At 68.9% G+C, this 18504-nt stretch carries 20 protein-coding genes; 10 read left to right on the plus strand and 10 right to left on the minus strand.

Annotated elements, in window-relative coordinates; genetic code table 11:
• Position 1: 1 nt before the first annotated feature.
• Together ACFVAE_RS06260 and ACFVAE_RS06265 are read right to left on the minus strand one after the other, a co-directional pair.
• Positions 2–1444 carry an aldehyde dehydrogenase family protein gene (locus ACFVAE_RS06260; protein ID WP_378889203.1) on the minus strand — a complete coding sequence of 481 codons (1443 nt, stop codon included), beginning with the start codon at positions 1442–1444 and terminating at the stop codon, positions 2–4.
• Between the two features lie 122 nt (positions 1445–1566).
• Positions 1567–2040, minus strand: a complete 474-nt coding sequence (locus ACFVAE_RS06265) for a hypothetical protein (RefSeq protein ID WP_378889206.1) — start codon at positions 2038–2040, stop codon at positions 1567–1569.
• A 130-nt stretch (positions 2041–2170) separates the two neighbouring features.
• On the opposite strand from ACFVAE_RS06265, the gene ACFVAE_RS06270 reads away from it, so the two are divergent.
• The 8 genes from ACFVAE_RS06270 to ACFVAE_RS06305 all read left to right on the plus strand — a co-directional run bounded on the left by ACFVAE_RS06270 (position 2171) and on the right by ACFVAE_RS06305 (position 9128).
• Positions 2171–3034, plus strand: a complete 864-nt coding sequence (locus ACFVAE_RS06270) for an Fpg/Nei family DNA glycosylase (RefSeq protein ID WP_378889213.1) — start codon at positions 2171–2173, stop codon at positions 3032–3034.
• A 244-nt stretch (positions 3035–3278) separates the two neighbouring features.
• Positions 3279–4298: a bifunctional diaminohydroxyphosphoribosylaminopyrimidine deaminase/5-amino-6-(5-phosphoribosylamino)uracil reductase RibD gene (ribD, locus tag ACFVAE_RS06275; protein WP_378889216.1), complete on the plus strand. Its 1020-nt coding sequence runs from the start codon at positions 3279–3281 to the stop codon at positions 4296–4298.
• The gene (locus ACFVAE_RS06280; RefSeq protein ID WP_378889218.1) at positions 4298–4939 is read left to right on the plus strand and encodes a riboflavin synthase; all 642 of its coding nucleotides are present in this window, start codon (positions 4298–4300) and stop codon (positions 4937–4939) included. Before ribD ends, ACFVAE_RS06280 begins: the two co-directional genes overlap by 1 nt.
• Positions 4936–6210: a GTP cyclohydrolase II gene (gene ribA, locus ACFVAE_RS06285; RefSeq protein WP_378889221.1), complete on the plus strand. Its 1275-nt coding sequence runs from the start codon at positions 4936–4938 to the stop codon at positions 6208–6210. The genes ACFVAE_RS06280 and ribA overlap by 4 nt, the downstream gene beginning before the upstream one ends.
• The gene (ribH, locus tag ACFVAE_RS06290) at positions 6207–6683 is read left to right on the plus strand and encodes a 6,7-dimethyl-8-ribityllumazine synthase (protein ID WP_378889224.1); all 477 of its coding nucleotides are present in this window, start codon (positions 6207–6209) and stop codon (positions 6681–6683) included. The genes ribA and ribH overlap by 4 nt, the downstream gene beginning before the upstream one ends.
• Before the next feature lie 42 nt (positions 6684–6725).
• Complete coding sequence (locus ACFVAE_RS06295) at positions 6726–7088, plus strand: Fe-S protein (protein WP_378889227.1); 363 nt, start codon at positions 6726–6728, stop codon at positions 7086–7088.
• A 102-nt stretch (positions 7089–7190) separates the two neighbouring features.
• Positions 7191–8651, plus strand: coding sequence for an MFS transporter (locus ACFVAE_RS06300; protein ID WP_378889229.1), 1461 nt, complete (start codon positions 7191–7193; stop codon positions 8649–8651).
• Positions 8652–8717: 66 nt separating this feature from the next.
• A complete protein-coding gene (locus ACFVAE_RS06305; RefSeq protein ID WP_378889232.1) occupies positions 8718–9128 on the plus strand; it encodes an MmcQ/YjbR family DNA-binding protein in 411 nt (136 codons plus the stop codon).
• A gap of 3 nt (positions 9129–9131) precedes the next feature.
• Here ACFVAE_RS06305 and ACFVAE_RS06310 read toward each other — a convergent pair whose 3' ends face one another.
• Together ACFVAE_RS06310 and ACFVAE_RS06315 are read right to left on the minus strand one after the other, a co-directional pair.
• A complete protein-coding gene (locus ACFVAE_RS06310) occupies positions 9132–9755 on the minus strand; it encodes an HAD family hydrolase (protein WP_378889235.1) in 624 nt (207 codons plus the stop codon).
• A gap of 11 nt (positions 9756–9766) precedes the next feature.
• Positions 9767–10798: a S66 peptidase family protein gene (locus tag ACFVAE_RS06315; RefSeq protein ID WP_378889237.1), complete on the minus strand. Its 1032-nt coding sequence runs from the start codon at positions 10796–10798 to the stop codon at positions 9767–9769.
• 72 nt (positions 10799–10870) lie between these two features.
• On the opposite strand from ACFVAE_RS06315, the gene ACFVAE_RS06320 reads away from it, so the two are divergent.
• On the plus strand, positions 10871–11077 hold the full coding sequence (locus ACFVAE_RS06320) for an AsnC family protein (protein ID WP_378889239.1): 207 nt from the start codon (positions 10871–10873) through the stop codon (positions 11075–11077).
• 5 nt (positions 11078–11082) lie between these two features.
• Here ACFVAE_RS06320 and ACFVAE_RS06325 read toward each other — a convergent pair whose 3' ends face one another.
• The 3 genes from ACFVAE_RS06325 to ACFVAE_RS06335 all read right to left on the minus strand — a co-directional run bounded on the left by ACFVAE_RS06325 (position 11083) and on the right by ACFVAE_RS06335 (position 13926).
• Positions 11083–11904, minus strand: coding sequence for an ABC transporter permease (locus ACFVAE_RS06325; RefSeq protein ID WP_378889241.1), 822 nt, complete (start codon positions 11902–11904; stop codon positions 11083–11085).
• Positions 11905–12079: 175 nt separating this feature from the next.
• Complete coding sequence (locus ACFVAE_RS06330; protein WP_378889243.1) at positions 12080–12988, minus strand: ABC transporter permease; 909 nt, start codon at positions 12986–12988, stop codon at positions 12080–12082.
• The gene (locus tag ACFVAE_RS06335; RefSeq protein WP_378889245.1) at positions 12985–13926 is read right to left on the minus strand and encodes an ABC transporter ATP-binding protein; all 942 of its coding nucleotides are present in this window, start codon (positions 13924–13926) and stop codon (positions 12985–12987) included. Before ACFVAE_RS06335 ends, ACFVAE_RS06330 begins: the two co-directional genes overlap by 4 nt.
• Before the next feature lie 108 nt (positions 13927–14034).
• On the opposite strand from ACFVAE_RS06335, the gene ACFVAE_RS06340 reads away from it, so the two are divergent.
• Positions 14035–15924, plus strand: a complete 1890-nt coding sequence (locus ACFVAE_RS06340) for an ABC transporter ATP-binding protein (protein WP_378889247.1) — start codon at positions 14035–14037, stop codon at positions 15922–15924.
• 77 nt (positions 15925–16001) lie between these two features.
• On the opposite strand, the gene ACFVAE_RS06345 is transcribed toward ACFVAE_RS06340, so the two are convergent.
• From ACFVAE_RS06345 to ACFVAE_RS06355, 3 genes are read right to left on the minus strand one after another with little or no spacing between them, the layout of a single operon-like run.
• Positions 16002–16445, minus strand: a complete 444-nt coding sequence (locus tag ACFVAE_RS06345) for a nucleoside deaminase (protein WP_378889249.1) — start codon at positions 16443–16445, stop codon at positions 16002–16004.
• 31 nt (positions 16446–16476) lie between these two features.
• Positions 16477–16986, minus strand: coding sequence for a 2-oxo-4-hydroxy-4-carboxy-5-ureidoimidazoline decarboxylase (uraD, locus tag ACFVAE_RS06350; RefSeq protein WP_378889251.1), 510 nt, complete (start codon positions 16984–16986; stop codon positions 16477–16479).
• Complete coding sequence (locus ACFVAE_RS06355; RefSeq protein WP_378889253.1) at positions 16983–18377, minus strand: MFS transporter; 1395 nt, start codon at positions 18375–18377, stop codon at positions 16983–16985. The genes uraD and ACFVAE_RS06355 overlap by 4 nt, the downstream gene beginning before the upstream one ends.
• Positions 18378–18504: the final 127 nt, after the last annotated feature.

Here is an 18504-nt window from a genome sequence, read left to right on the forward strand (position 1 = left end):
CTCAGCCCTTCCGACCGGGAGCGCTGACGACCTGGGGAGCGGCGACCGACTTCAGGCCCTCGACTCCGAACTCCATGCCGTAGCCCGACGCCTTCGTGCCGCCGAACGGCACCATCGGGTGCAGGCCGCCGTGCGAGTTGATCCAGACCGTGCCGGCCTGCATCCGCAGCGCGTGGCGACGCGCCTCGTCGGGATCGCTCGCCCAGACCGATGAGCCGAGCCCGACCTCGGCGGCGTTGGCCCGTGCGAATGCGTCGTCGACGTCGGAGTACCGGATCACCGGCAGCACCGGGCCGAACTGCTCCTCGTCGACGAGGGCGACGCCGTCGGTGACGTCGGCGACGATCGTCGCCTTGTAGAACAGTTCGCCCAGCTCTGGGGCGGCCTCGCCGCCCGTGACGACGCGTCCGCCGTGCGCCTTGGCGTCCTCGACGAGGTTCTTCACGATGTCGAACTGGTCCTGGTTCTGCAGCGGGCCGAGCACGTTGTTCTCGTCCAGGCCGTTGCCCATGGGCACGTTCGCGGCGATCCCGGCGAGGGCGTCGACGACCTCGTCGTAGACCGAGTCGTGCACGTAGAGGCGCTTGAGCGCCGCGCAGGTCTGCCCGGTGTTGATGAACGCGCCCCAGAACAGATCCTCGGCGATGGCCTTCGCATCGGTGCCCGGGAGCACGATTCCGGCGTCGTTACCGCCGAGCTCGAGGGTGAGGCGGGCGAGATTGCCGGCGGAACTCTCGATGATCTTGCGCCCCACCTCGGTGGAGCCGGTGAACATGACCTTCGCGACATCCGGGTGCGCGGCCAGGCGGCCGCCGATCGATCCGGGACCGGCGATGCCGATCAGCACGTCCGCCGGGAGCACGTCGTTCATGACCGAGATCATCGCGAGCACGCTCAGCGGAGTGTTGCTGCTGGGCTTGAGCACGACGGTGTTGCCCATACGCAGCGAGGGTCCGATCTGCCACATCGAGATCATCATCGGCCAGTTCCACGGGCTGATCGCGCCGACGACGCCGACCGCCTTGTAGACCAGCTCGGCGTGCAGGGTCTCGTCGTCGACGAGCACCTCGGGCTCGAGCACGGTGGTGGCGTTGGTGCGCAGCCAGGCGGAGCAGGCGCCGACCTCGAAGCGGGCGTTCGGTCCGTTCAGCGGCTTGCCCTGCTCGCGCGAGAGCAGCCGGGCCAGCACCTCGGCGTTCGCATCGATCGCGTCGGCTGCCTGCAGCAGCAGCTCGGAGCGGCGCTCGTGGCCGAGGGCCTCCCACGCGGGCTGTGCGGCCTTGGCGCGGGCGACGGCATCGTCGAGCTCCTCAGCGGACTGCACCGGCACGCGGCCGATGACCTCGCGCGTGGCGGCATCGAGGATCTCGCGGCCCGTGCCCACGGGCGCCTCGATGCGGGCGAGCAGTGCGGCCTCGTCGAGGACCGGAGTGGAATCGGACATCGGTGTCTCCCATCATGATTCGGGCGCGACGCCCGGTTCCATTGTCGATCGCGGCCGCCGGTCGGAGTTGACTGCGAGCGCAGGGGATTCGTCCCTCGGCGAACCATCGGGTCAGACGGCCGTCAATCCTTCGGGACGTCCTCGTCCGACGCGTAGTTCCCGTCGCCGGAGAGCGAGATCGCGTTGAAGCGGATAGGACGCGTGACAGTGCCCCAATCCAGCGGGCAGTGCCGGAGACCCGCCGGGACGTAGACCGCACCGGAGGTGTTGATCGTGTACTTCTCGCCGCCGAGCCACAGGTACGCCTCGCCGCCGAGGTCGTGCGGGTTCTCGGGGTCGCTGCCGAGGAACACCAGGATCTCGTCGTAGTCGTGCTCGTGCTCGTTGACCCAGTGGCTGCCCTCGTCGGTGGGGTTGATCCAGCAGTAGGTCATGTGGATCTTCGACTCCGGCACGTCCTCGGCGCGCATCAGCGCGAACGGGAATCCGATGTGCTCGGGGGCCGGCTCGCCCGTGGCGACGGCGCCCTCGTTGACGAGGTCTGCGCTCGTGTCGCCCATGTGCCGCACGATCAGGTGCTCGTAGGTTCCTGCCATGTCTTCCTCCTGTGTCCGTGGCCTTCACGCTAGGTGTCAGGCGGCGCGCGGGGCATGCGCGTGAGCGCACGGTCGTGGTGCGCACGCGCACCCCTGGCCGGATGTCGCACCCTGGTGACAGGATGAGTCCATGCCCGAGATGCCGGAGGTGCAGGGGCTCGTCGACTATCTCGGCGAGCGCGCGGTGGGTCACGCGATCATGCGCACCAGCGTGGGCGAGATCGCCGCGCTGAAGACCTACGATCCGCCGAACACCGCGCTGCACGGCGCAACCATCACGGCGACGGCCCGGCACGGCAAGTTCGTCGACCTCTCCTGCGGCGACGACCTGCACCTGGTCTTCCACCTCGCGAAGGCCGGCTGGCTGCGCTGGTACGACGCGCTGCCGACCACTCTCATCAAGCCGGGGAAGAGCCCGATCGCGCTGCGCGTAGCGCTCGACGACGGCAGCGGCTTCGACCTCACCGAGGCGGGCACGAAGAAGTCGCTCGCGGTTTACGTCGTGCGCGACCCCGAGGATGTGCCCGGCATCGCCCGGCTCGGACCCGACCCGTTCGACCCCGCGTTCACGCGCGACGCGTTTGCCGCGCTGCTCGCCGGGAGGCGCACGCAGATCAAGGGCCTCCTGCGCGATCAGGGACTGATCGGCGGCATCGGCAACGCCTACTCCGACGAGATCCTGCACGCCGCGAAGATGTCGCCGTACGCGCCGGCGGCGAACCTCGACGACGCGGAGATCGACCGGCTCTACGACGCCATGCAGACCACGCTGCGGGATGCCACGGAAGAGGCGTCCGGCAAGCCGCCCGCCAGCCTCAAGGACGCGAAGAGGTCGGGGTTCCGCGTGCACGCCCGCCGCGGCGAGGCGTGCCCGGTCTGCGGCGACACCATCCGCTCGGTGTTCTTCGCCGACCGCAGCCTGGAGTACTGCCCCACCTGCCAGACCGGAGGCAAGGTGCTCGCCGACCGTCGGCTGTCGCGGCTGCTGAAGTAACGCAGGTTCATGGGAATGAATCGACGGATGTCGCGTTGAGTAGACTCAGAGCATCAACGTGCTCCGGGGTCGGTGAGAATCCGAACCGGCGGTGACAGTCCGCGAACGCCCGTCAGGGCGCCGATCCGGTGGAACTCCGGAACCGACGGTGATGTGGGAGGCGACTCCCAGGTAGTCCGGATGAGAGGAAGCACGGCGCGCACCAGCGCGCCTCGGCACCCCCGGAGTCCGGAAAGGACGGCGGATGACAGTGACCGAGGCGGAACGCGATGCGATGTCGCGCGCGCTCGCACTGGCCGCGAACGGCCCCCGCGGTCTGAACCCGCAGGTCGGCGCCGTCATCCTCTCCCCCGCCGGCGAGATCATCGCCGAGGGCTGGCACCACGGCGCCGGCACCGCGCACGCCGAGGTCGACGCGCTCTCCAAGCTCGCGCCCGGCGCCGCGCAGGGCGCGACCGCGATCGTCACCCTCGAGCCCTGCAATCACACCGGCCGCACCGGTCCCTGCGCCCAGGCGCTCATCGACGCGGGTGTCGCCCGCGTCGTGTACGCACTGGACGACCCGAGCGAGAAGGCCGGCGGCGGTGCGGAGCGGATGCGCGCGGCAGGCGTCGATGTGGAGTCCGGTGAGCAGCACGACGCCGCAGAAGCCCTCATCGGCGACTGGCTCGCCGTGCAGCGCCTCGGCCGCCCCTTCGTCACCGTGAAGTGGGCGCAGAGCCTGGACGGCCGCGCCGCGGCATCCGACGGCACCAGCCAGTGGATCACGGGACCTGCCGCACGCGCCGACGTGCACGCGCGGCGCGCGGCATCCGACGCGATCGTCGTCGGCACCGGAACGGTGCTCGCCGACGACCCCTCGCTCACCGCGCGCGACGGCGACGCGCTGTACTCGCACCAGCCCGTCCCCGTCGTGATCGGATCGCGCGAGACGCCTGCGGATGCCGCCGTGCGGCAGCACCCGCACGCCCCGCTGTTCTACGGTCGCGACCTGGCCGCCGCCCTCGAGGACCTCCGCGAGCGCGGCGTGCAGCGCGTGTTCGTCGAGGGCGGTCCGACCCTCGCGAGCGCGTTCCTCGCGCAGGGCTTCGCCGACGAGATCCTCGCGTACCTCGCGCCGGTGCTGCTCGGCGGAGACCGGCTCGCGCTCACAGACATCGGCGTCGGCACCATCGCCGACGCCCGCAGACTCGTGGTCGACGAATGGCGCCCGCTCGGTGCGGACCTGCTCGCGATCGCACATCTCGTGGAAGAAGGAGACTGATGTTCACCGGAATCATCGAGGAGATCGGCGAGATCACCGAGATCACGCCGTCGGGCGACGGCTGGCGCCTCACCGTGCGCGCGCCCGGGGCCGCATCCGATGCCGTGCACGGCGAGTCGATCGCCGTCAGCGGCGTGTGCCTGACCGTCGTCGGCTCGACCGCCGACACGTTCGACACCGACGTGATGAAGCAGACGCTGGACGTCTCCGCCCTCGCGTCGGTCCAGGTCGGCACCCGCGTCAACATCGAGAAGGCGATGCCGGTGGGCGCCCGCCTGGGCGGACACATCGTGCAGGGCCACGTCGACGGCACCGGTGAGGTGCTCGAGGTGCGGCCCGGCGATCAGTGGAGCGTGCTGCGCATCTCGCTGCCCGCAGAGCTCGCACCGCTCGTGGTCGACAAGGGCTCGATCGCCGTCGCAGGCACCTCGCTGACCGTCAGCGCGGTGAGCGCGCCTGCCCCTTCGTCAGGCTCAGGGACCGAAGGACACTGGTTCGAGGTCTCGCTCATCCCGGAGACCCTGACCGCCACCATCCTCGGCGCGCTCGCCGTCGGCGACCGCGTCAACCTCGAGACCGACATCCTGGCCCGTCACGTCGAGCGGCTGCTCGCGTTCCGATCGGAAGGAGGCTCGCGATGAGCCTGTCCACCATCACCGAAGCCGTCGACGCCCTGCGTGCCGGCCGCCCCGTCATCGTCGCCGACGATGAGAACCGCGAGAACGAGGGCGACATCATCATCTCGGCCGAACTCGCCACGCCCGAGACCATGGCCTGGATGGTGCGCTGGACCTCGGGTCTGATCTGCGCGCCGATGCCCGCCGACCTCGCCGACCGGCTGAACCTGCCGCCGATGGTCGAGACGAACGAGGATGCCCGTTCCACGGCGTACACGGTCAGCGTGGATGCCGCAGAGGGCGTCACCACCGGCATCAGCGCGCACGACCGCTCGCTGACGCTGAACGTGCTGGCGAACCCCGAGTCGACCGCGACCAGCGTCATCCGTCCCGGCCACATCCTGCCGCTCCGGGCCGTCGACGGCGGCGTGCGCCAGCGCGGCGGGCACACCGAGGCCGGCGTGGAGCTGATGAAGCTGGCCGGCCTGCAGCCGGTCGCGGCGATCGCCGAGGTCGTCGCCGAGGACGGCAGTATGATGCGCCTCCCGGCCCTGATGGAGCTCGGTGAGCGCGACGGCGTGCCGGTCATCACGATCGAACAGCTCATCCGCCACCTGAACGACACCGACCCTCGTGACGAGGCCGACTGCGTCGCGCAGAAGACGCAGCGCCGCGTGAGCCTTCGGGCCGATGCGACCGTGCCGACAGAGCACGGCACGTTCCGCTTCCTCGCCTACAAGGACCGCATCACCGGCACCGACCACATCGCGGTCGTCTCCGGGGAGCCGGGCGAGACCGCCCTGGTGCGCGTGCACTCCGAGTGCCTGACCGGCGAGGCCTTCGGCTCGCTGAAGTGCGAGTGCGGACCTCAGCTGCAGGCCGCGCTCGACGCGATCGAGCAGGAGGGCGGCGTCGTCATCTACATGCGCGGCCACGAGGGCCGGGGCATCGGACTGATCAACAAGCTGCGTGCATATGCGCTGCAGGAGGAGGGCCTCGACACCGTCGATGCCAACCTCGCCCTCGGTCTGCCCGCCGACGCCCGCGAGTACGCGGCCGCCGCCGGCATCCTCTCCGACCTCGGCATCTCCAAGGTGCGTCTGCTGACCAACAACACCGACAAGGTGAAGCAGCTGCGCGAGCTGGGCCTCGACGTCGTCGAGCAGGTCCCGCTGATCGTGGGCGTCGGCCCGAACAACCACCAGTACCTCGAGACCAAGCGCGACCGCATGGGCCACATCATCGGCGAGTCCGAGCTGGCCGAGGCGCTCGCACAGGGAAAGGACAACGCATGAGCGGCGCAGGCGCCCCCACCCCGCAGACCCCGATCGACGGCACAGGACTCCGGGTCGTCATCGTGGCCGGAACCTGGCACGACGTGATCACCGACGGCCTGATCGCGGGTGCGCAGCGCACGCTCGACACCGCCGGCGCGGCGCACTCGCTGGTGCGCGTGCCCGGCTCGTTCGAGCTGGCGCTCGCCGCGCAGGCCGCCTTCGCCGGCGGCGCCGACGCGGTCGTCGCTCTGGGAGTGATCATCCGCGGCGGCACCCCGCACTTCGAGTACGTCTCGGCGGCGACCACCGACGGTCTGAACAGGGTCGCGCTGGATGCCGGCAAGCCGGTCGGCTTCGGCGTGCTCACCCTCGACGACGAGCAGCAGGGCATCGACCGTGCTGGTCTGCCCGGCTCGAAGGAGGACAAGGGCGCCGAGGCCGCGGATGCCGCGCTGCGGATGGCGCGCGTCGTCGCGGAGCTGCGCGGCTGAGACGGGGCTTTCCCGGCGCGCTGTTTCAGCTAGCCTGAAGCCATGGAAACCCTCCGCGCTGTCGTCGTGTTCGTCCATCTGCTCGGCTTCGCCGTGCTCTTCGGAGCCTGGGCGGCCCAGGCATTCGGCGGCAAGCGGCAGTTCACGCAGCTGATGAACGTCGGCCTGGCGATCGCCGGTGTCGCGGGCCTGGCGTTGGCCGCCCCGTGGGGGATCGATTGGACGCCGGGCATGAGCTTCTACATCAAGATCACGGTGAAGCTCGTGGTCCTGATCATCATCGGCGGCCTGATCGGCATGGGCATGGCGAAGCAGAAGCGCGGCGAGGCGGTCCCTGCCGGCGCGTTCTGGGCCGTCGGGGTGCTCGCGCTGCTGAACGCCGCGCTGGGCTTCTTCTGGCACTGAGCGCTCGCCCGGCCCCGAGCCGCACGGTAACGCTCCCCCGCGCGCGGGCGCGCATCCCCTAGACTCCGATCCAGCGCTGGGAACGCACGACCGGAGGACACAATGACCACGACAAGCGCGCCCGCGAACCCTCGATCACGGGTCATCCTCGCGAGCCTCATCGGCACCACGATCGAGTTCTACGACTTCTACGCGTACGCCACGGCGGCCGTGCTGGTGTTCCCGATCCTGTTCTTCCCCACCGGCAACGACACCACCGCTCTGCTCGCCTCGTTCGCGGTCTTCGGCGCCGCCATGGTGGCGCGCCCCATCGGCGCAATGGTCTTCGGTCACTTCGGCGACCGCTACGGCCGCAAAGCCACCCTCGTGGCGTCTCTGCTCACGATGGGCATCGCGACCTTCCTGATCGGCCTGCTGCCCACGTTCCAGCAGATCGGCTGGCTCGCGGCGCTGCTGCTCCTGGTGCTGCGACTGTGCCAGGGCTTCGCGCTCGGCGGGGAGTGGTCCGGGGCGGCGCTGGTCGCCACCGAGAACGCGCCGACGGGCAAGCGCGCCTGGTACGGCACCTTCCCGCAGCTGGGCGCCCCGCTCGGGTTCATCATCGCCAACGGCCTGTTCCTGATCATCAACTTCGCCCTGCCGCACCAGTCGGATCCTGCGCTGAAGTCGGAGGCGTTCCTGAGCTGGGGCTGGCGCGTGCCGTTCCTGTTCTCCGCCGTGATGGTCATCATCGGCCTGTGGGTGCGTCTCAAGCTCGTCGAGTCCGACACCTTCAAGAAGGCGGAGGACAAGGGCGTCATCCGCAAGATGCCGCTCGCCACGGTCTTCCGGCACTACTGGAAGCAGCTCATCCTCGGCACGTTCATCATGCTGGCGACCTACGTGCTGTTCTACCTGATGACGAACTTCACGCTCAGCTACGGGACCAAGCCGTCTTCCGAGGCCGCGGCCGCCGCGGCTGCACAGGCGGCGGCCGAGGCGAAGGGGCTGCCCTTCGATGCGGCGGCGTTCGCCGCGCAGTTCTATCCGGGACAGGGCTTCGGCTACACGAACTTCGTGCTCATGCAGATCGTCGGCGTGGTGTTCTTCGGCATCTTCACGATGGTGTCCGGGCCGTGGGCCGACCGGATCGGCCGTCGCAAGCTGCTCATCGGCGTCACGATCGCGATCATCCTGTTCGGGTTCACCTTCCCGGTCTTCCTCGGTCAGGCGGCCGGTGAGCCCGGCGCGTTCGCGCTGACCCAGTCGTTCCTCATCCTCGGCTTCCTGCTGATGGGGCTGACCTTCGGTCCGATGGGCGCACTGCTGCCCGAGCTGTTCCCGACCAACGTCCGGTACAGCGGCTCGGCGATCGCGTACAACGTGTCGTCGATCCTCGGCGCCGCCGTCGCTCCGCTCATCGCGGTGTGGCTGTGGGCAGCGGCGGACGGTTCGTCCTGGCTGGTGGGCATCTACCTGTCGGCCATGGCCGTGCTGACCCTGATCGCGCTGATCCTCTCGCCCGAGACGAAGGACCGCGACTACGAGGACGATCTCGGCATCGCGGCGCAGCCCCAGCTGTAGCGTTCTCGCCGGAAAGAGCCGCCGATGCCCCGTGCGTCGGCGGCTCTTCGCGTCTACGCTGGCCGCATGGCGACACTCGACGATGTGCGCAGGATCGCGCTGGAGTTCCCGCGCGTGTCCGAGAAGGTGGAGGGGCACGGCGGCGGTGCCTCCTGGCGCACCAGCGCGGGGAAGCTTGCCTGGGAGCGCCCTCCTCGTCAGCACGACCTCGAGCAGTTGGACGCACTCGGCCGCACATGGCCGGAAGGCGTGATCATCGGCATCCATGTCGACGGCGAACAGGCGAAGGCCGCGCTGATCGAGACCTACCCCGATGTGTTCTTCACGATCCCGCACTTCGACGGTTACCCCGCTGTGCTCACCAGGCTGGACGTCATCGACGAGCAGCTGCTGCGCGAGACGCTGACGGATGCCTGGCTGCTGCGCGTCCCTCGCACGGTCGCGAAGGCGTGGCTCGCCGAGCACGGCCTGGAGTAGCGATCAGTCCGCGAGGAACGCCTCGATGGCGGCGATCGTCAGGGCGTTGTCGCGCTGCAGGACGCCGCGGATGCCGACGGCGGCGGCCCCGTCGATGGAGTGCTGCCTGTCGTCGATGAAGAGCACGTCCGCGGCATCCGCGTCCAGCTTCTGCAGGGCCAGCAGGTAGGCCTGCGGGTCCGGCTTGTTCACGCCCTGCTCGTGGCTGTAGCAGATCGGGTCGAAGATCTCGGAGAAGCCGTAGCGGCGCTCCTCCTCCTCCCGAGCGCCGTCGGCGGAGTTCGACAGGATCGCCAGCCCGGCGCGACCGCGCAGCGAGCGCGCGAACTCGATCAGCTCCGTGTTCGCCGTGCCGCAGTAGGCGTCCCAGAAGTCGGCCCGCATTGCGTCACGGTCGTCGGCATCGAGCGCGAGCGCGGTGCCCAGGCGCTGCCAGAACTCCGCCTCGAGGCCGGCCTTGACATCGATCTCGGGCAGCTCGGCACCTTCTACCCTGGCATCGAAGTCCGGACGCTCCAGCCCGGTGTGCGTGCACCAGCGCTGCCACCACTGCTCCTGCCAGGCGTCGTCGTCGACGACCTCGAGCACGCCGCCGATGTCGAACAGGATCCACTTCTTCGCTGTCATGCGTCTTCTCCTCAGTACTGCGCCGTCACGGCACGGGCGGCGCCGTCGAGCACCACCGTGCCGCCGTACGGCAGGATCCACTGCGGGCGGGTGTGCCCGAACGGCACGCCGATGCACACGACGGCATCCGGGTTGTAGCGGGTGACCTCGCCGATGACCGCGTCGCGTTGGGCGGCGCGCAGCGCGACCCGCTCCTCGGGCGATGGCCTCACCTCGAAGTTGCTGACGATCGGGCGGGCGACGAGCACCCCGGCGACGGCGGCGAGCAGGCCGCGCTCGCCGAGGGCGCGCACCCAGCGCCGCACCCAGTCCGCGTTCGGGAGCTCCTCACAGGTCTCCAGCAGCAGGATCGCGCCTTCGAGCTCGTCGACGGCCGGCAGCCGATCCGCATGGGCGAGCTCGCCGATGACCTCGAGGCTGCCGCCCCAGGTGTGTCCCGCCACGCGCCGCGAAGACCCGGCCCAGGTCCACGGCTCAGTCGGCACCCGGGCGCCGAACTCCGTCAGCGCCTCAGGCGAGTCCCACGGATGCCCGACGTCCTCGGACTCCCCCGGCTCGGTCAGCTCGATCTCGCCGCCGTCCAGCAGCGCCGCGCGCAGCGAGCGCAGATGGATGTCGTCGATCGCGGGTCCCGCGCCGAGGTGCAGCTGTATCGAGCCACCGTGGAAGGCCGCGAGGCCGTTCATCCACAGCCAGTTCAGGATGTTGGTGTTGTCGCTGAAGCCGAGGAAGGGCTTGGGGTCCGCCTGCGCAAGAGCCGCGTCGAGGTGCGGCGTGACGAGGATCTGGTCGTCGCCGCCGATCGTCGCGAGGATCGCACGGATGCTCGGATCGGCGAAGGCCGCGTTCACGTCGGCGGCGCGAGCCTCCGGCGCGGCACCCACCACCCGTGTCGTCGGGTACTCGACGGGGACCAACCCGGTCGCCTCCTGCAGCCGCCGCATCGCCTGCTCATGCACCTCGGGACCGGCCGCGGGCGCGGCGAACGCGGGCGAGAGGACGGCGACGCGATCTCCAGGATGAGCTTTCGGGGGAATCAGCATCCGCCCACCCTGCCACAGCAGCAGCGTCAATTCAGGTTGACAACTTCCGCCGCGTCAACCTAAATTGACATCATGACCACACACACCGCGATCTCCACCGACCCCGAGGGCGAGCCCCTGGCCGAGTTGCACCGGCTCACCGGCATCCGTCGCGAACTCGCGCGCGCGGAAGAGGCGCAGGTTCGCCGGGCACGACTGACCGGCTACTCGTGGCAGGCCATCGCGAGCGCGCTCGGCATCTCGAAGCAGGCCGCGCACAAGCGATACGGGCATCAGTAGGCGGATCAGCCGAGGAACAGCGCCCGCAGCCGTTTGGTCGTGAAGACCAGCCCGATCGCGATCATGACCACGTAGTAGAGCACGTGCCACAGCATCCCCGGATACAGCGCTCCGGTGGTGAGCCCGCGGATCAGCTCGACGCCGTGCCAGAGCGGCAGTGCCTGCACGATCGCCTGCACCCACTCCGGGTAGACCGTGATCGGGTAGAAGGTCGCCGAGAACAGGAACATCGGCATCAGCACGAACTGGATCCAGTCCATGTGCTGGAACGCCTTCATGTAGCTGGTCACCGCCATGCCGAAGCTCGCGAAGCCGAACGCGATCAGCGCCACCGCGGGCAGGGCGAGGATCGCCGTCCACGACAGGTTGAGGCCCCAGATCTGCATGATGATCATGAACCCGCTCGCGTAGACCAGTCCGCGCAGCAGGGCGTAGATGATCTCGCCGAGCGCCACGTCGAGCGGGCCGAGCGAGGTCGCCAGCATGCCCTCGTAGAGCTTGCCGTAGTTCAGCTTGAAGAAGACGTTCCAGGTGGAGTCGTAGATCGCGCCGTTCATCGCCGACACCGCCAGCAGCGCCGGCGCGATGAACGCCGCATAGGGAACGGATGCCCCGGACTCGGTCTGCACGTCGCCGATCAGCGCGCCGAGGCCGATACCCATCGACGCGAGATACAGCACCGGCTCGAAGAAACCGGACAGGATGACCACAAAGCTCGACGAGCGCGCGGCGATCAGGCCGCGCAGCACCACCGACCAGGGGTTTCCCGCCCAGAGCGCGCGCACTCCCCCGGCGCGGACGCGCGGGGCTTCGGTCGTCGTCGTCATGCGCGGCTCCGTTCGGCGGCGCTCGTACCGCGACTGAGCCACGGATGGAAAGCGCAGCTGCGAAGTCGCATCCCACGGCCTTTTCCATCCGCGCCATCCACACGCGGATGGAAAACGTAGCTGCGCACTGTCCTGGACCTGCGGAATCCATCTGCGGGAACTCGTCGGCTCACGGTCATGCGGCCAGCCTCCTCGCGAAGATGCGCCGGGCTGCGAGATAGCCGCCCACGGCGAAGACGAGCAGCACCAGGAGGTGCACCGCGACCATCACCCCGCTCGTCTCGCGCGGGTAGGACAGGTCGCGGCCCAGCTCGGTTGCGTGCCAGAGCGGTGAGATCCAGCCGATCCACTGCAGCCACACCGGCAGGGTGTCCAGCGGGTAGAAGGTGCCCGAGAACAGGAACATCGGCATGAACACGAAGCGCTGCACCAGCGCGAACTGCCCGGTGTCCTCCTCGAGGGATGCCGCATAGGCGAGCATCGGAGTGCCGAACGCGAGCGCGGCGAGGATGCCGACCAGGATCATGATCCACCCGGTCCCCGGTGTCTCCACCGCAGGGAACAGCAACAGGAACAGGTAGTAGAGCGTCACGGTCAGCACCACGCGAGCGCTGACGCCGATCACCTGACCGTTGACGATCTGCCCGGACGACAGCGGCGAGGCGCTGAATCCGTAGTAGAAGCGGCGCCACTTGAAACCGCCCATCACCGGATAGCTGAACTCCTCGGATGCCACGGTGATGCCCGCGGTCATCAGCAGCGCCGGTGCCACGAACACGACGTAGCCGACCTGCTGCCCGCCGTCCTGGATCGGCGCCTGGATCAGTGCAGCAAGGCCCAGCGCCAGACCCACCAGGTACAGCACCGGCTGCCCGACGGCACCGACCACCAGAGTCCAGCCATAGGCGCGCATCGCCCGGATGATGTGCTCGGCGACGTACAGCGATCCGCGCCGGCGCGGCCCCCTGCCGGCGGCCATCGCCTCGGCGCGCAGATCGTCGAGCGACGGTCCTTCGTCTCCCGCGGATCCTGAGCGAGCGGAGCGAGACGAAGGGCGCTCGGGAACCGGATGAGAGGTGTTCATTCGATCAGCGACCTTCCGGTCAGCCGCAGGAACACGTCCTCCAGGCTCGAGCGACGCACCAGGGAGGTGATCGGATGCAGGTCGCGTGCGCTGACCTGCTCCAGCGCGGCCTCGCCGTCCTGCGCATAGACCAGCACACGGTCGGGTAGCTCCTCGACACGGTCGCCGATGCCCTGCATCCGCTTCGCCGCCTCCTTGTTGTGCGACGAGCCGAAGCGCACCTCGAGGACCTCCCGGCTGGAGTGCTCGCGGATCAGCGATGCCGGCGTGCCCTCGGCCATGATGCGACCCTTGTCGACGACGACCAGGCGATCGCAGAGCTGCTCGGCCTCGTCCATGTAGTGCGTGGTGAGCACCAGTGTGGTGCCCTGCTCCTTGAGCCGGAACAGCCGATCCCACAGCACGTGCCGCGCCTGCGGGTCGAGGCCGGTCGTCGGCTCGTCCAGCAGCAGGATGCGGGGATCGTTGATCAGCCCGCGCGCGATCGTGAGCCGTCGCTTCATGCCGCCGGAGAGCTGCTCGACCTTCGACGACGCCTTGTCCTCGAGCTGCGCGAACTCCAACAGCTCAGCCGCCTTCTCCTTGCAGACCTTCGCGGGCAGCCCGAAGTAGCGGCCGTAGATGTACAGGTTCTCCCGCACGTTCAGCTCGCCGTCGAGCGTGTCCTGCTGCGGCACGACGCCCAGGCGGGAGCGGATCTCGGGCCCGTACTGGTCGGGATCCAGCCCCAGGATGCTGAGCTCGCCGCCCGTGCGGGCCGACACGGCGCCGACCATCTTCATCGTCGTGGACTTGCCCGCGCCGTTCGGGCCGAGCAGCCCGAACGACTCGCCAGGGGCGACCTCGAAGCTCAGACCGTCGACGGCGAGGAAGTCGGGCTTCCCCTTGGAACGATAGGCCTTGACGAGGTCTCTGGCGGCGATGACAGGTTCTGGCACCCGCCTCACGGTAGTGGATTCCGCCGACACACGGCATCCGAAACAGACAGGCGACCCATAAGCGAACCGGAGCACAATGGATCCGCCCCCATCGAAGAAGGTCTCCCCATGTCTCGCACGGCGACAGCACGCCGACGCGGACGCGGCGCGCAGCAGGACGGTCCGCGCGCCTCGTTCCGCCAGCTCCTCCCATTCCTGTTCGAGCACAAGAAGGTGCTGGTGGTCGTCGCGGTCCTCAGCATCGTCGGCGCCGCGGCCTCGCTGGTTCAGCCGCTGCTGGTCGGCCAGGTCATCCAGCGCGTGCAGGAGAGCCTGCCGCTGGGCATGCTCATCTGGGCACTGATCGCGTTCGTGATCATCTCGTCGGTGATCTCCGGCTACCAGCACTACCTGCTCCAGCGCACTGGCACCGCGGTCGTGCTGTCCAGCCGGCGCCGGCTGATCGCCCGCATCCTGCACCTGCCGGTCAGCGAGTTCGATGCGCGTCGCACCGGCGACCTCGTCTCGCGCGTGGGCACCGACACCACGCTGCTCTACGCCGTGCTCACCCAGGGACTCGCGGATGCCGTGGGCAGCGCCCTGCTGTTCATCGGAGCGCTCGTCGCGATGCTGGTGATCGACCCGATCCTCCTGCTTCTGATCGTGCTCGTGATCGGGGCGTCCGTCGTCGTGGTGGTGCTCCTCAGCGGACGCATCCGCACGGCGTCGACCGCGCAGCAGCAGAAGGTCGGCGAACTGGCATCCGGTGTCGAGCGTGCGGTGTCGTCGATCCGCACCGTCCGCGCCTCCGGCGCGACCGAGCGCGAGACCGAGGCCGTGACGAGCCTCGCGACCGAGGCCTACGGGATCGGCGTGCGGATCGCGAAGATCTCGTCCCTCGTGGTGCCGATCGCCGGCATCGCGCTGCAGCTGTCGCTGCTGGTCGTGCTGGGTGTCGGAGGCTTCCGCGTGGCATCCGGCGCGATCACGATCGCGTCCCTGGTGACGTTCATCATGTTCCTGTTCATGCTGATCATGCCGCTGGGACAGGCGTTCGGCGCGATCACCTCGGTGAACCAGGCGCTGGGCGCGCTGGGCCGCATCCAGGAGATCCTCGACCTGCCCGCCGAGACCGACGCCGATGAGCCGGATGCCGCGGCCACCGCCGCGCCGGTCGCCGGCTCCGCCGCGATCGAGTTCCGCGAGGTGCGCTTCCAGTACCCCGAGAACGTCGTCGCCGCCCGTGAGGCGGCGGCGAAGGCCGCGAACGACCTGCTCGCCGATGCGCACCTTGCCGCTGAGCCGGACCCTTCGTCCGACCCGGGCACCGGCCCCGCTCGTGAGGTGCTGCGCGGAGTCTCGTTCGCCGTGCCGCGTGGCGCGCGCGTCGCCCTGGTCGGCCCCTCGGGCGCCGGCAAGAGCACGATCCTCTCTCTGATCGAGCGCTTCTACGACCCGACCGGCGGCTCGATCCGCCTCGCCGGGCACGACCTGCGCACCTACCCGCGCCCTGAACTGCGCGCGCAGTTCGGCTACGTCGAGCAGGACGCTCCGACGTTGGCCGGCACGCTCGCCGACAACCTGCGCCTGGCTGTGCCTGATGCCACGGATGCCGACTGCGAGCGCGTGCTGCGAGCAGTGAATCTCGGCGACGTCCTGGAGCGCGGACCGCTGGGCCTGGAGACCCCGGTCGGCGAGGACGGCGTGATGCTCTCCGGCGGCGAGCGCCAGCGTCTCGCGATCGCGAGGGCGCTGCTGACCGAGGCTCCGATCCTGCTGCTCGACGAATCGACCTCGTCGCTGGACGGCGTGAACGAGCAGCGGATGCGCGAGGCGATCGACGCGGTCTCCGCCGACCGCACCCTGGTCGTGATCGCGCACCGCCTGTCGACCGTCGTCGACAGCGACCTGATCGTGGTGCTGCAGGACGGCGCCGTGGTCGGCCAGGGCACGCACGACGAGCTGCTCGAGTCCACGCCTCTCTATCGGGACCTGGCGAAGCGCCAGCTGCTGGTCTGAGACCGCACACAGCAACGCCCCCTCCCGATCGCGCGATCAGGAGGGGGCGTCGCTCTCGGCGATCTGCGGCGGGCCGCTCAGGCGCCGAGTCCGACGTAGTACTCGGTGACCTCGTCGGCGAGCACGCCGCGGGTGATCGTGAACTCGTCGCGCAGGCCGAGCAGGTCGAGCAGGTTCTCGACCGTGTAGTCCCCTGACGCCTGGATGCCTGGCACCGACTGGATGGCGATCACGAGGTCGCGCACGCCTGAGTTGACGATCGCGCCGAGGCACATGGCGCAGGGCTCGAAGGTCGTGATGAGCGTCGCATCCGACAGGTCGAGGCCCCACTGCCTGCCGGCCTCGCGGACCGCGACCAGCTCGGCGTGCGCCGACACGTCATGCGTGGTCTCGACCTGGTTGCGCACGACCAGCGTGCCCGCGGGTCCGGTGATGACCGAGCCGTAGGGGTGGTCCCCCACTGCCTCGGCGATGCGCGCCTGCGCGAGCGCCTGGCGGACGTGGTCCTCGTGGTTGGTCATGAGTGTCTCCTCGGTGTCGGGTGTGTGTAGGTCAGACCGTGAGAGCCCGGTCGAGGCGCCCGCGCGAGATCAGGGCGATCTGGCCCAGGGCCTCCTGCAGTTCGGCCTCCGTCGCGTTGTCCTTGCGGCGCTCGAACTCGGCGAGGATCGAATCCTTGTCGTGTCCGCGCACGGCCAGCACGAACGGGAATCCGTGTTTGGCCTGGTAGTCGGCGTTCAGCCGGGTGATGCGGGCGAACTCCTCGGCGCTGAGGGAGTTCAGTCCGGCACTGGCCTGCTCGCCGACCGATTCGTCGGTCATCTCCCCGGCGACGGCCTCCTTGCCCGCGAGGGCGGGGTGGCCGTTCAGGAAGTCGAGGATCGTCTGCCGGTCCGCCGCCTCGACGACGGCGAACATCGCACGGTGCAGCTCGCTGAGATCGGCGAAGGGCCGGGACTCCCAGGCGGCGGTGGCCACCCAGGGCGAGTGCTCGAAGATCGGGCCGAGGACCTCGACGAACGCGTCCCGGTCCAGCTCGTTGATCTCGTTCAGGGTGGTCACGCCTTGACCTCTCCGCCGTCCTTGACCGCAACCTGTGCGACCTCCGCCGCGGTCTCGACGACCGGGACGCTGATCGTGGTGGTCTTCGCGGACTCCTTGAACTTCGGCACCAGCGCGATGATCAGGATCGTGGCGAGGATCTCCACGCCGGCGACGATCAGCAGGCCGGGAGCCAGGCTGCCGGTGCTGTCCTTCAGGCTGCCGAGCAGCGTCGGTGCGAAGAACCCGGCCAGGTTGGCGATCGAGTTGATCAGGGCCACGCCACCGGCGGCTGCGGCGCCGACCAGGAAGCGGTTCGGCATCTGCCAGAAGACCGGGATGGCGGACATCGTGCCGACCAGGGCAAGTGCCAGGCAGGAGATCGCGCCGATCGGGCTGGTGTCGATCAGCAGCGCGGCGCCGGCGAGACCGACGGCTCCGAGTGCGGCCGAGATCGAGGTCTGGATGCGCGAGTCACCGGTGCGATCCGAGATGAAGCCGGCCGAGATCATGCCTGCGGCACCGAGCAGGTTGATGCCTGCCATGATCCAGCCGACGACCAGCGGATCTCCGAAGCCGACCTCCGCGATCAGCGTCGGGCCGTAGAAGGTCAGCGATGAGTTCGCCGCGATGATGCAGAAGAAGATCAGGATGAACAGCCAGATCGTCTTGCCCCTGAGGGCGGCCAGCATGCTGTGCTGCTTCTCCTCGGCGTGCACCTCGTTGTCGAGCTCGGCCTGCACGAACTCGCGCTCGGTCGGGGTCAGCCACTTGGCGTGCTTCGGACGGTCGGTCAGGTAGAAGAACGTGACGACACCCAGGATGATCGACGGGATGCCCTCGATGATGAACACCCACTGCCAGGACGAGAGGCCGGCGACGCCGTCCATGGTGTTCATGATCCAGCCGGCGAGCGGGCCGCCGATGACGCCGGCGAAGGCGGACGCCGACATGAACATGCCGAACGCCTTGGCGCGACGGTTCGCGGGGAACCAGTAGGTCAGGTACAGGATGATGCCGGGGTAGAAACCGGCCTCGAACACACCGAGCAGGAAGCGCAGCACGTAGAACATCTCCGGCGTGGTCGCGAACATCATCAGCACGCTGACGACACCCCAGCCGAGGGTGATGCGCATGATCGTCTTCTTGGCGCCGATCTTCTGCAGCAGCAGGTTGCTGGGCACCTCGAAGAGGAAATAGCCGATGAAGAAGATGCCCGCGCCGATGCCGTAGATCGTCTCGCTCCAGCCGAGGTCGTCCAGCATCCGCAGCTTCACGAAGCCGATGTTGACGCGGTCGATCCAGGCGACGACCCACAGCAGCATGAGGAACGGCACGAGCCGGAAGAACACCTTCCGGTAGACGCGCTCAGCGGATTCGGGGGCTGCGGCCCGACTCAGCGATGTTGACATTGGAAATCTCCCTTGATTTCGCTTCGTGGAATCTTTCTTCCACAAACGATGGATGCGAGGGAGAGACTATGCACCCGAATGAGCCGGTGTCAAATTTTGGTGTACCAAATGGCGAATTGGTACACCA

This window comes from Microbacterium sp. NPDC057659, from assembly GCF_042799915.1.
GTDB lineage: Bacteria > Actinomycetota > Actinomycetes > Actinomycetales > Microbacteriaceae > Microbacterium.